12 protein-coding genes are annotated in these 12,146 nt (G+C 66.4%); 9 read left to right on the forward strand and 3 right to left on the reverse strand.

All coding sequences use genetic code 11. From position 1 onward, the window contains the following. Positions 1–7: 7 nt before the first annotated feature. Positions 8–1,285 carry an MFS transporter gene (locus tag ACTJI1_RS15370; protein WP_440743325.1) on the reverse strand — a complete coding sequence of 426 codons (1,278 nt, stop codon included), beginning with the start codon at positions 1,283–1,285 and terminating at the stop codon, positions 8–10. 94 nt (positions 1,286–1,379) lie between these two features. Here ACTJI1_RS15370 and ACTJI1_RS15375 point away from each other — a divergent pair, with 94 nt between their 5' ends. The 4 genes from ACTJI1_RS15375 to ACTJI1_RS15390 all read left to right on the forward strand — a co-directional run bounded on the left by ACTJI1_RS15375 (position 1,380) and on the right by ACTJI1_RS15390 (position 4,404). Then, entirely contained in the window at positions 1,380–1,964 is a 585-nt protein-coding gene (locus tag ACTJI1_RS15375; protein ID WP_440743326.1) for a TetR/AcrR family transcriptional regulator, read from the forward strand. A gap of 170 nt (positions 1,965–2,134) precedes the next feature. Further along, on the forward strand, positions 2,135–3,025 hold the full coding sequence (locus ACTJI1_RS15380; protein WP_440743327.1) for an HAD family hydrolase: 891 nt from the start codon (positions 2,135–2,137) through the stop codon (positions 3,023–3,025). 57 nt (positions 3,026–3,082) lie between these two features. Then, on the forward strand, positions 3,083–3,814 hold the full coding sequence (locus ACTJI1_RS15385; RefSeq protein WP_440743328.1) for an aminoglycoside phosphotransferase family protein: 732 nt from the start codon (positions 3,083–3,085) through the stop codon (positions 3,812–3,814). After that, positions 3,811–4,404, forward strand: a complete 594-nt coding sequence (locus tag ACTJI1_RS15390; RefSeq protein ID WP_440743329.1) for a YdcF family protein — start codon at positions 3,811–3,813, stop codon at positions 4,402–4,404. Before ACTJI1_RS15385 ends, ACTJI1_RS15390 begins: the two co-directional genes overlap by 4 nt. A 6-nt stretch (positions 4,405–4,410) precedes the next feature. Here ACTJI1_RS15390 and ACTJI1_RS15395 read toward each other — a convergent pair whose 3' ends face one another. Then, a complete protein-coding gene (locus ACTJI1_RS15395; protein ID WP_440743330.1) occupies positions 4,411–5,067 on the reverse strand; it encodes a class I SAM-dependent methyltransferase in 657 nt (218 codons plus the stop codon). Positions 5,068–5,157: 90 nt separating this feature from the next. On the opposite strand from ACTJI1_RS15395, the gene ACTJI1_RS15400 reads away from it, so the two are divergent. Then, on the forward strand, positions 5,158–5,961 hold the full coding sequence (locus ACTJI1_RS15400) for a class I SAM-dependent methyltransferase (RefSeq protein ID WP_440743331.1): 804 nt from the start codon (positions 5,158–5,160) through the stop codon (positions 5,959–5,961). A gap of 9 nt (positions 5,962–5,970) precedes the next feature. Further along, positions 5,971–6,825 (forward strand): alpha/beta hydrolase, encoded by an 855-nt coding sequence (locus ACTJI1_RS15405; protein ID WP_440743332.1) that lies wholly within the window; start codon positions 5,971–5,973, stop codon positions 6,823–6,825. On the opposite strand, the gene ACTJI1_RS15410 is transcribed toward ACTJI1_RS15405, so the two are convergent. Then, on the reverse strand, positions 6,822–8,039 hold the full coding sequence (locus tag ACTJI1_RS15410) for an ROK family protein (RefSeq protein WP_440743333.1): 1,218 nt from the start codon (positions 8,037–8,039) through the stop codon (positions 6,822–6,824). The genes ACTJI1_RS15405 and ACTJI1_RS15410 overlap by 4 nt on opposite strands. 206 nt (positions 8,040–8,245) lie before the next feature. Here ACTJI1_RS15410 and ACTJI1_RS15415 point away from each other — a divergent pair, with 206 nt between their 5' ends. The 3 genes from ACTJI1_RS15415 to ACTJI1_RS15425 all read left to right on the forward strand — a co-directional run bounded on the left by ACTJI1_RS15415 (position 8,246) and on the right by ACTJI1_RS15425 (position 11,988). Continuing rightward, the gene (locus ACTJI1_RS15415) at positions 8,246–9,265 is read left to right on the forward strand and encodes an ABC transporter permease (protein WP_310131947.1); all 1,020 of its coding nucleotides are present in this window, start codon (positions 8,246–8,248) and stop codon (positions 9,263–9,265) included. Next, complete coding sequence (locus ACTJI1_RS15420) at positions 9,259–10,221, forward strand: carbohydrate ABC transporter permease (protein WP_440743334.1); 963 nt, start codon at positions 9,259–9,261, stop codon at positions 10,219–10,221. The genes ACTJI1_RS15415 and ACTJI1_RS15420 overlap by 7 nt, the downstream gene beginning before the upstream one ends. Before the next feature lie 84 nt (positions 10,222–10,305). Then, a complete protein-coding gene (locus ACTJI1_RS15425; protein WP_440743335.1) occupies positions 10,306–11,988 on the forward strand; it encodes an ABC transporter substrate-binding protein in 1,683 nt (560 codons plus the stop codon). Positions 11,989–12,146: the final 158 nt, after the last annotated feature.

Raw genomic sequence — 12,146 nt, forward strand, 5'->3', positions numbered from 1 at the left:
CGATCTGCTAACGGACGGACTTGATGGGGAAGATCGCGAGGGCACCGAGAACCGCGAGCACCAGGCCGACGGGGAACAGTGCGGCGTAACCGGCGACGACCACGACCGCGCCGCTCACGAACGGTCCGATCGTCTGCGGGAGGGTGGCGGCGATGTTGAGCACGCCGAGGTCCTTCGCGTAGGAGTCGGCGGACGGCAGTACGTCGGACATCAGAGCGCCGTCGACCGACATGTAGGTGCCGAAGCCGAAGCTGACGAGCAGCGTGAATGCGATCATGCCGATGAGGGTGGGGGAGAACAGCGGGATGAGCATGGCAGCGCCCATCACGCAGGAGGCGACGATCACGAAGATCTTGCGCCGGCCGAGCTTGTCGGAGAGCGGCCCCGAGAAGCTCATCGTCACCACGACACCGACCAGGTTGACGACGCCGAGAAGGGGCACGACTCCTGCCGCCTTCGAGCCGAGGTGGATGTAGTCCTGCAGCACGTACAGCTGGTAGCCGCTCACCGCGAAGTAGCCGGTGAACAGCAGCAGCCGACCGAGGAAGCCCCAGAAGAAGTCGGGGTGCTTGCGCGGGCTCACCCAGAACGTCCGGAGGAAGACGCCGAGCGAGAACGGCTCATTCACCTGGTCGCGGGAGGACTTGTCCGGGCAGAGGATGACGAAAAGGGTGATGACCACGAGCATGACGCCGGGCAGGATGAAGTACCCCGCCTGGATGTTCTTCGCGAACGCCGCACCGGCGACCTGCCCGGCGATGATTCCGACCATCGTCCCGAGGCCGAGAAGCGTCGAGAAGAGGCCGCGGACCGGCGAGGGCACCCGGTCGGGCATCAGGGCGGTCAGCGGGCTGATGACGAAGTTCAGCGTGAGCTGGACGATGCTCCAGGCGATGACCAGCTGAACGACCCCGTTGGCGAATCCCATGCCGATCAGGGCGAGCCCGGTCGCAAGGGAGCCGAACACCAGGTAGGGCGTGCGCCGCCCGAAGCGGCTGCGTGTGCGGTCTGAGACGAGCCCGGCGATCGGGCTGGCGATCATGGCCACGAAGGCGCCGACACCGGTGATGATCGCGAGGTTCGCCGCCTTGTGCGTCTCGTCGATGCCCTGCACCTGCAAGGGCAGCAGCAGGCTGGGCACCGCGCCGATGACCAGGTACACGCCGACGTACACGGGCAGGATGAAGCCGACCAGGCGCCGGATCGGACCGGTCAGCTTCTGGCGCCGTGGTCTGGCGTCGCCGGCGAGCAGCTCGGCCTGTGCGGCGATGGCGGGGTTCGTCATTGAACGTCCTCTCGGTTATATCTTACGCGTGTAAGATAGAGGGACTATAGAGGATACGATCGTGGGAATGCAAACCTGAGGACGGAAGGATCTCGTGGCTCGTCGGCTGAGTGTTGAGGCCCGCAGGAGGGAGATCGTCGAGACGGTCCAGGCCCTCATCGTGCGCCGCGGCTACCGCGACCTGAGCCTGCGGGAGGTCGCCCGGGAGTGCGGGATGAGCGCGCCCGGCCTGATCCACCACTTCCCGACCATGGAGGATCTGCTCGAGGCGGTGCTCGAGCACCGGGACGAGACGGATATGGCCGCGATCGGCGTCTCCGATGCGGGTGGGCGCTCCGTGGAGGAACTGGTCGACGCTGCCGTCGCGTACTATGCGCAACGCTCCGACGATCAGCAGATGTTCGACGCCCTCGAGGTGGAGGCACTGGACCCCCGGCACCCGGCCCACGACTGGTACGTGAGGCGCAACGATCGTGTCCTGGAGGCGCTGCGTCCCGCGATCGAGAGGGAGTTCGCCGACCCAGACCTGGCGATGCGATTGCTGCGCTACCTGATCGACGGCATGCGCCTGAGCATCTCCCGCAGCTCCGACCCGGCCGAATTCGCCACGGGCGCGACGGCGGTCAAGTCGCTGCTGGTGCACGGCCTGGAGCGCAAGCAGGTGCCCGCGGACTCCTGACAGGTGCCTTGCCACCTGCGCACTCGGCATGATCCGATCCGCCACGTCGTCCCTAGCCGCCGATGCCACGCAGGCGCTAGGAACGTGACGAGTCGTGCGCAACGAACGGAGCGTGGATGTCCGGGTACAGCCGATCCCCATCGACCCCCCTCCCCTCGTGGAGGGACGGCGTGACCAGGCAGACCATCGTCGACTTCGTCGGGTCCATTGCGGGCGACGGCCGCCACGCCGTCCCCGTCGAAGCGCGCGTGGCCGTGTTCGACAACGACGGAACCCTGTGGACCGAGAAGCCGATGCCGACGCAGCTGCATTTCATCGTGCAACAGTGGGCGGCAGCGGCCCGCGCCGATCCGTCGCTGGCCGAGAGTGAGCCGTACCGTTCGGTCGTCGCAGGGGACTTCTCGTGGCTCGGCGCCGCCATCGAGAAGCACTACGCCCGCGATGACGCCGACCTCCAGGTGGTCATCGGCGCTCTTCTGAAGCTGACGGCCGGGATGAGCGTCGAGGTGTACGAGGACGCGGTCGACGCGTTCTTCAGGGAGGCCCAGCATCTGACGTTGGGCCGGCCCTACAGCAGCGTGGTCTACTACCAGCCGATGGTCGAGCTGTTGAGGTACCTGGAGGCCAACGGATTCACCTGCTACATCGTGTCCGGCGGCGACCGGGATTTCATGCGACCGATGACCGTCGCGAACTACGGCATCCCGCCCGAACGCGTCGTGGGGTCCGCCGTCGGCCTCGTCTACGAAGACGGCGAGGTGCGTTACAGCTCGACGTTCGGCTTCCTCGACGACGGACCGCAGAAGCCGGTGCGGATCTGGAGCCGGATCGGCAGGCGTCCGCTCGTCGCGGTCGGCAACTCCGACGGGGACGTGCCGATGCTCCAGTACGTGCAGAAGCACCCCCTGAGCCTGAGTCTGCTGATTCATCACGACGACGACACGGGCCGCGGCGACCTCCCCTACGACAAGGGCGCCGAGGAAGCGCTCGCAGGCGCCGCCGCGAACGGCTTCACGGTGGTGAACGTGAGGGACGACTGGGCTCGCGTCTTCCCCGAGTGAGGCCGCGGGGCAGCATCCCTGTGCCGGGCCGTATGCTCGTCGCGAGGATGGGGGCTGATGGAAGAGTTGCTGGCCGGGGGCAATACGACCGAGGGCGTCGTAAGAGCAGGCCGAACCGTTCGACGACCGCGTGACCGTCGTTCGGCGTTTGCGAGCGAAGTCCTTCGTGCGTTGAATGAGGCCGGTTTCGTGTGGGCGCCCGCCTATCTCGGCATCGACGAGGAAGGCCGCGACACCTTCTCCTACATTCCCGGGGCGACCACCGATCACCCCTCACAGCGCGACGAGCGCTGCTACGCGGCCATCGGAGGGATCCTGCGCGAACTTCACGAGTTCAGCCGCGGCATCCCGCTCGCGTCCGGCGCCGAGTGCCTGGTCCACGGTGACCCCGGTCCGTTCAATGTGGTCATGTCGGCGGGGATGCCGGTGGCGCTGATCGACTGGGACAGCGTCCATCCCGGTGACCCGATGGAGGACGTCGGTTATGCGGGATGGACCTGGTGCATCTACGCCACGGGGAACGTGCCTGTTGCCGACCAAGCGCGACGACTGCGGCTGCTCGCAGACGGCTACGACCCGCAGATGCGAGCCGACGCCCTGATCGAGGCGGTCTTCCGGTGCCAGGACGCGATCATCCGAATCGAGGGAGCGAACGCCGTCGATGAGCGGCTCAGCGACCAGCGTCGTCAGCACGCACGCGCCGCCGTCGAGTGGGCCGGCAGCTGCCGGGACGTCTTGAGCACGAACCTCGAGGTCTTCGCCGAAGCGCTGCAAGGCGATCGACGATGAGAACAACGGTGAAAGCGACGCTCCTGATGTCGAGCGCTATAGCGATCGTCGTGTGGTCAGAGGTGGTGCATGCGCGGGCATCCAGACGCAGACTGAATTCGGTCGTGGGGGCTGTCCCCAACCGTGAAGCGGTTGTGGTGCTCGGGTACAGGAATCGGGGACCGCGCGCGAACTACGTCAACCGGTACCGGGTTCGCGCCGGCCTCCGGTCGTTCGACGATCGCGCTCGTGACCGGCTTCTCGTTCTCTGCGGCGGACCGGTTGCGGGCGACACCGCTGAGGCGACGCTCATGTATGACTACGCATGTCAAAGGGGCTACACCGACGCCTTCGTACTCGATACGGAGAGCCTCACCACGTGGGAGAACATCACCAACGCGATTCCGTTTCTCGAAGGCGCCGACTCGATCAAGATCGTCTCCAACTCGCTGCATGCCGAGAAGGGTCGAGCGTACCTGTGGCAGTTGCGCCCGGACCTCGCCGCGCGACTGCGCCGCGGGGCTGACTACCGCTTCGGTGAGATCATCGTCCTCAAGCCGATCGCAGCAGTGATCGGGCTTCGAGGGCTTCGAGGGCTTCCCAGAAGCTGAGCGCCGCTACAGTCCCGGGCGCTTGACCCAGACCGCGGTGTACCGCCAGAACAGCCGCTGCCGCATCCGGATGCCGGGAAGTAGCGCGGCGGCGACTGCGCGGATCTCCGTGAACGACTGGCTCGCCTCGGCTGTCGGGGACCGCATGTGCCGGGGCATCTCGTGCGCTCGATGCGGGTGGCGAAACAGACCGATGATCGGGTTGAGGAGCACCGAGATCCAGGAGCGCAGGGCATCTGCCCTCGTCTCTTTCGCCACTCCGATGATGACCAGACGGCCGCCGGATCTGAGCGACGCCCGTGCTGTGTCGAGCGCTTCACGTAGGGGCATGTGGTGGAGCGAGGCGGCGAACACGATCACGTCGTACGCCTGTACCGGTTCATCGCCGAACCGGCGCTGCTCGATGCGGACGTTGAGCACGTCGCTGAAGCGCTCAGCGGCGACCGCCGCGGTACCTCCATCCGGCTCCAAGCCCACCGCCGAAGGGAACACCGCGGACAGTCGAGCCAGCAGGTTTCCCGTCCCGCAACCCACATCCAGCGCCGCCGTACCGCCGCGACGCTGGACCGCTCGGGCATGCCGCAGAACGAACCGAGCGTAGGCGTCGTTATGCGACCACGGGTGCGCTGCGCTCACCCGTGCGAGCGCGGCGAGGAGACCCATGATGGACAGCCTAAGATCCCGAACGAGGGATCCGTGCGGCTGCCTCAGTCTGACGGCACGCAGCGACCGTTTCCACAGAAGGGGTGACGTGTGAACCAGCAGCGGATCGACGATGCCATCCAAGCGTTCTACGGCCGGGTCTTCGATGAGGATGCGCGGCTCACGAGCCGCTCAGCGCAAGGACGCCTCGAGTTCGAACGGACCCAGGAGATCGTACGCACCGCAACACCCACGCCCGCTCGCATCCTGGACGTGGGCGGCGCGACCGGCGTTCATGCAGCCGCTCTGGCCGCCGACGGATACGAGGTGGTGCTGGTCGACCCCGTCGAGAGTCACGTCGCAGCGGCTCAGCGGGTGGGCACCTTTCGGGCCGCCGTCGGTGATGCGCGTCAGCTCGACTTCCCGGACGGCACCTTCGACGCGGTACTCATGGCGGGGCCCCTCTACCATCTCGCCTCCCGAGAAGATCGATTGCTCGCTTTGCAGGAAGCGCGCCGTGTGAGTCGGCTGGGCGGATTCGTGCATGCTGCGGCGATACCTCGGCTCACTGCGTTCGCGGCGGCGGCTCTGGACCCGGCGTTGCTGGACGAAGCACCGGACGCCTGGCTGAACCTGCTCCGGCACGGCACGCCGGTTCCATCGCTGCGTTTCCCCGCAGGGCATTTCCACACCCCTCACGAGTTGCACGAAGAGCTGTCAGCAGCCGGACTCGCGGATGTGCGGGTGATCGGGCTCGAGGGGCCGGCGGGACTCGCCCTCGAGACCACTGCAGAAGTGTCCGCCTCGGACTACGAAGCAGCAAAGCGTCTCGCTCGCACCTTCGAAGAAACGGCTGACATCCGTGACTTCAGCAACCACCTCCTCGGTACGGGGCGGGTCGAGCCCCGCCGCTAGGGTCGTGGTGTGTCGACGACGATTCCCTTCCAAGCCGTCCCCGTGGATCAAACCGACGTCGTCTACGAATACGGCCCGGATTCGGTCCCCGACCCCGCCGTGCCGGCGGGCCGCATCGAGGAAATCCGCCTGACGGACAGCGCCATCTACCCGGGGACGACGAGGACCATCTGGATTCACCGACCCGTCGCCCTGCCTGCCGACGTCGAAGCCGGGGTGATGTTCTTCAACGACGGCTGGTGGTACCTCGACCCGGACGGCGACGTCCGCGGCGGCACAGTGCTCGATCGCCTGGCCGCCACGCGTGCGATCCCGCCGCTCATCGGTGTGTTCATCGACCCGGGCGTCAGCGAAGAAGGCGGGCAGGCGATCAAGAACCGCAACGTCGAGTACGACGCTGCCGACAGCCGGTACGCGAACTCCCTCATCGACGAGGTTCTCCCGCTCGTCCGCTCGCGGCACCGGATCTCCGAAAAGCCGTCGATGCGGGGCGTCTGCGGTGGGAGCAGCGGCGGGAACGCGGCGTTCACTGCAGCATGGAACCGGCCGGATGCGATCGGGCGAGCGATCACGTTCAATGGGAGCTTCGCGCAGATGCCGCAAGGAAACCCCTACCCGACACTGCTCGCCGACGAACCACCACGGAACCTCCGCGTGTTCATTCACGCGGCGCACCGAGACCTCAACTGGGACCACGCCGAGGACAACTGGTTCGCAGAGAACCTCGAGACGGCTTCAGCGCTGGCCCGGGCCGGATACGACTTCCGGCTCGTCGTCGGTGACGGAGGCCACAGCCCGAATCACGGTGGGGTGCTTCTTCCCGACCCTTTGCGGTGGCTGTGGAGCGGTCCCGTCTCGGCCTAGGTGTCCACGTCTGCTCGGTCGAGAGGCGAGTTCGCTATGGCTTCGCGAAGCATGGCGACGGCGGCGCCGCGAGCCCAGTCGTAGAAGGTATGCCGCCGGACGACGAGACGGCAGTTCGCGGCTGCGCCGAACGCGTGCGCTTGGAACTCCTCGCGGAACCGGCGCTCGTACAGGTCGTAATCCATGACGCCCTCGCCGGCGATGAGAACGACTTCCGGCCCGAACAGGTTCACCGTGGCGGCCAGTGCGTCGCCGACCGCCGTCCCCGCACGCTCGAACGCCTCCACGGCGCTCTGGTCGCCCTCATGGGCAAGCCGGATCGCGTCCGTCATTTCGAGGCCGGAGTCACCATGCCCGCGCCGGACCGCCTCGAGGATGGCATGCGAGGAGGCGACAGCCTCGACGCATCCCCGTCTGCCGCACACGCAGATCGCGTCCGAGGACGCGAGGGGAAGGTGCCCGATCTCGCCGGCCACACCGTGGGACCCGGTCACGACGTCGCCGTTGACGTAGATGCCGCAGCCGATGCCCGCGCCGATGGTGACGATCGCGAACGAGGTCGCGTCTCTGCCCACCCCGAACCAGTGCTCCGCCTTGGCCAGCGCGCGGACGTCGTTCTCCACGGTGACCGGGAGGCCGAGCAGCGACTCGAGCCGGTCTCCCAGCGGCACCTGGGACCAGTCGAGCAAGGGCGAATGGCGGACGGTGCCCGTGCTCGTGTCGATGTCGCCGGACACGGAGACTCCGACGCCGACGAGATTCGCTGCGTCGGCGCCGAGCTGTGCGATCAGCGCGTCGACCGAAGCGACGATCGCGTCCGTCACCGACTCGGGGTCGTGGCTTGCCAGTACGCGGTGCGTCGAGCCCAGCACGTCATTGCGGAGATCGACGGAGACGGCGAAAAGCTCGCCCTCATTGACCTTGACCCCGATGGCGATCATCGAACTCGGCACCGCACTGAGCGGCCGCACCGGCCGACCGGGGACCGAGTGCTCGGCATGCTCGCCCACCTGGACGTACCCGCTCTCGATGAGCGGGCTGACCGTCTTCGTGACCTTCGCCTGCGACAGCCCTGTCATGCGCCCGATGTCCAGTCTGCTGACGGGGCCGTGGGTGATGATGCGGGTGAAGATCTCTGCGGACTTCGCCGTGCCGAGCGCAGGCCGGCGCGCCGTGATGGCACTCCGCCCGGCCCGGACGCTGTCGTCTCGCACATATCGAGGTTAGTGCACGGCGGAGATTCTTTGATGCCGTGGCCTAATTGTCAGGGGTCGATTTTCGAGGCGTCCGCGGCGCTCGCCATAAATTATTGACAACGGCAAAAAAATACGTTTTGCTGTAACTCAATCCGGATCGGCCGGATGGATCTAGTGGAGTCTTCGATGACGAAGGTGAGCAGTACCAACGAGAGGCGCGTCGCGTGACGAGCGCACCGCCCGTATCCAGCGCACCCCCCGTGGCCGCACCGGCGGGACAGCCCCGGTCGACCGTCACGCGAGGTGCGACGACCACAACGAGACGCAAGAGGAGCCTCGGCCAGCGCTGGAAGATCGCGCTGCGGCGGCACTGGCAGCTCTACCTGCTGACCATCCTCCCGCTCGCGTACTTCGTGATCTTCAAGTACGTCCCGATCTCGAACGCGATCATCGCCTTCAAGGACTACAGCCCCGTCCTCGGGGTGTGGGGCAGCCCGTGGACCGGCTGGACCAACTTCGAACTCTTCCTGCAGAACCCGCAGTTCCCGACGCTTCTCTCGAACACGCTCATCCTGTCCGGCTACGCGGTGCTGGCGAGCTTCCCCATCCCGCTCATCCTGGCACTGGCGCTCAACGAGGTGCGCCACCGCTGGTTCCAGAAGACCGTGCAGATGATCACGTACGCTCCGTACTTCATCTCGACGGTCGTCGTGGTGTCGATGCTGATCCTCATCATGGCTCCGCGGCTCGGCATCCTCAGCGAGGTGTTCGGCTTCTTCGGCGTCCCGTCGCCCGACTTCCTCGGCGACCCCGACTACTTCCGGCACGTGTACGTGTGGTCCGACGTCTGGCAGACGGCCGGCTACTCCGCGGTCATCTACATGGCGGCACTCTCCGGCATCGACCCGTCGCTCTACGAGGCGGCGAGGGTGGATGGTGCCTCCCGGCTCCGCAAGATCTGGCACGTCGACATCCCCGGCATCATGCCCACGGCGATGATCGTGCTGATCCTGAGCGTCGGCAACATCATGGCGATCGGGTTCGAGAAGGCGTTCCTCCTGCAGAACCCGCTGAACCTTGGCCAGTCCGAGATCATCGCGACCTACGTCTACAAGCTGGGCATCCTCAACGCCGACTTCGGGACGGCGACCGCCGTCGGCCTCTTCAACTCCGTGATCAACCTCGTGCTGCTCCTCGTCGTCAACTGGGTCGCACGCCGAGTGAGTGGGAGCGGACTGTGGTGACCCTCGACCGCCTGGCCGACAGCAGGACGACGCGTGCGAACGCGAACCGGAAGCCGCGCACGAAGAAGCCGCGCCGCATCCGCGAGTCGCCCGCGGACCGCGCCCTGCTCGTCCTGATCTACCTCGGGCTGACGCTCGGAGCGCTGTTCGTCATCCTGCCGCTCCTCTACATCCTCGCGAGTTCGTTCTCGTCCCCGCACGCCGTCACGGCGGGGGAGGTGTTCCTCTGGCCGGTCGACTTCACGCTGAAGGGCTACCAGACGGTCCTCTCCGACCCGCAGGTGCTCCTGGGGTATGCGAACTCCCTCTTCTACATGGTCGCGGGGACGCTGATCAGCACGACCCTGACCGTGTGCATCGCCTGGCCGCTGTCCCGGCGGACCTTCATGGGCCGCAACGTGATCATGTCGCTCCTGCTGTTCACGATGCTGTTCAGCGGCGGCCTCATCCCGACCTACATGGTCGTGCAGAACCTGGGGATGCTCGACACCCGCTGGGCGCTGCTGCTCCCGCAGGCCGTCGCCGTCTGGCAGGTGATCATCGCGCGGACCTTCTTCCGCTCCGCGATCCCGGACGAGCTGGTCGAAGCGGCGGAGCTCGACGGCGCGAGCGACTGGCGCTTCCTCTGGACGATGGTGCTCCCGCTGTCCAAGCCGCTCATCGCCGTGATCGCGCTGATGTACGCGATCGGTCAATGGAACGGCTACTTCGACGCCCTCCTCTACCTGAAGAGCTCCGACCTGTTCCCACTCCAGCTGGTGCTGCGCAACATCCTCGTGCTCAACGCGACGAACGGCGGCACCAACGACCTGGCGGCTCAGGCTCAGAACCAGGAACTCGTCAACCTGCTCAAGTACTCGCTCATCGTCATCACGAGCGTGCCGGTGCTCATCATCTACCCGTTCGTCGCCCGGTACTTCAGCAAAGGGGTGCTCATCGGATCGGTCAAGGGCTGAGCCCGGCCGACGCGATCACACCCCTCCCCGAACCCACCACTGCACACCCGTCACGCAATCCCAGTTCCAAAGGAGGAACGAACCATGTTTTCCATCACGGACAGCCGCGCCCGCCGGCGCCGGCGCTCGGCGACGCTCGCCGTCGCGGTGAGCGGTGCGGCGCTGCTCGCGCTCTCGGCCTGCACGCCCTCGCAGGGCAACGGCGCGGACGACAAGATCGGCGGCACCGCGAACCTCAGCGTCTTCGCGCAGCAGGGGACCGGGCAGGACCTCGCCACCAACGCCTTCACCAAGGAGGTGGCCAAGAAGTTCAACATCAAGTTCAACTGGCAGACCACCACGCAGGACTCGTCGGTGGCGCCCGAGAAGCGCCAGATCCTCATGGCGAGCGGCGACTACCCGGACGCGTTCCTGCTCATCCCGTGGGTGGACCAGTTCAACCAGGTGGATGTCGAGAAGCTCGCGAAGCAGGGCGTCGCCGTTCCACTGAACGACCTGATCAAGCAGTATGCGCCGGACATCCAGAAGGTGCTCGACAGCAACCCGGACTACAAGGCGATGGCGACCTCGCCGGACGGCAAGATCTACGGGCTGCCGCAGCTCGCCGAGACGCTGCACATCCAGTACCCGTCGAAGCTCTGGATCAACACCGAGTGGCTGAAGAAGCTGGGCCTTCAGATGCCGAAGACGACGGACGACATGACGAAGGTCCTCGAGGCCTTCAAGAACGGCGACCCGAACGGCAACGGCAAGAAGGACGAGATCCCGCTGAGCGGCGACTCGCACGACACGCTGATCCCGTACTTCATGAACGCCTTCATCTACGACCCGCAGAACCCCGACAAGGGCATCCAGTCGACGACGGTCCTCAACAAGGGCAAGGTCGACATCCAGGCGAACAAGGACGGCTGGCGCGAGGGACTGAAGTACATCAAGTCGCTGTGGGACGCTGGCCTCATCGACAAGGGCGCCTTCACGCAGAACCCTGCGGCGCTCGCCCAGGAGGGCAACAACGAAGGTCCCGTGCTGCTGGGAAGCGCGAGCTCGCTGCACCCGTACATCTTCGTCAGCCCGGGCGCCAAGGACGGCCGTGACAAGCAGTACGACGCGGTGCCGCCCCTGACCGGCCCGGACGGCGCGGACTACGCGACGTACGCCTTCGGAAGCACCCCCGGAGCCACCTTCCTGCTGACGAACAAGGCGTCCAAGAACGACCAGGTCGCCGCGATCAAGATGGTGAACTACCTCTTCACGGAGAAGGGCCAGCTCGACGGCAACTTCGGTCCGGAGGGCAAGGGCTGGGCCAAGGCCGGCGCCGACGACAAGGCCCTCGACCCGAACGAGAAGGCGGCGTTCGTCAACCTGCAGCTCGACCGGGATGCGGCCAACGCCGTGCAGTGGGGCGCGCTGTCGACCTACAACCAGAACGAGGCGTTCCGCGGGTCGCAGGCGGTGCCGACCGACCTCTACGACCCCTCGGGCTACGAGCGACGGCTGTTCGACGCGACCCTGCTGTACAAGGGGCACGAGCCGAAGGACCAGGTGTACCCGTCATGGCGGGTGTGGCCGGACCCGTCCAAGGCCACCCAGGTCGCCACGGAGCAGACGAACATCGACAACTACGTGACCCAGAACGCCCTGGCCTTCATCACCGGGTCGAAGAACCTCGACACCGATTGGGACGCGTACGTGAAGGGCTTCGACGGCCTCGGCCTGAAGGACTACCTGAGCACGCTGCAGACGGCGTACGACAAGTCCAAGAACTGACCGGCTGAAGAAAGAACCCGGGCCGAGCCTCCGTCAGGAGCTCGGCCCGGGTTCTTTCGCGTCCGGCGGCCTAGCGGACTTCGGGGACCTCGCGGACCTCGCGGACGGACTCGGGGTCGGCACGGACCGTCGCGCGGCGCCGCGATTTGGCACAAATC

Origin of the sequence: Leifsonia sp. 22587 (assembly GCF_052044215.1) — a bacterium.
In the GTDB taxonomy this organism is placed as follows: Bacteria; Actinomycetota; Actinomycetes; order Actinomycetales; family Microbacteriaceae; genus Leifsonia; species Leifsonia shinshuensis_C.

Bases quoted from the DNA above. Each gene is read 5' to 3' on its own strand.
- ACTJI1_RS15370 (WP_440743325.1), bottom strand. From the start codon at position 1,285: ATGACGAACCCCGCCATCGCCGCACAGGCCGAGCTGCTCGCCGGCGAC.
- ACTJI1_RS15385 (WP_440743328.1), top strand. From the start codon at position 3,083: ATGGAAGAGTTGCTGGCCGGGGGCAATACGACCGAGGGCGTCGTAAGA.
- ACTJI1_RS15390 (WP_440743329.1), top strand. From the start codon at position 3,811: ATGAGAACAACGGTGAAAGCGACGCTCCTGATGTCGAGCGCTATAGCG.
- ACTJI1_RS15395 (WP_440743330.1), bottom strand. From the start codon at position 5,067: ATGGGTCTCCTCGCCGCGCTCGCACGGGTGAGCGCAGCGCACCCGTGG.
- ACTJI1_RS15425 (WP_440743335.1), top strand. From the start codon at position 10,306: ATGTTTTCCATCACGGACAGCCGCGCCCGCCGGCGCCGGCGCTCGGCG.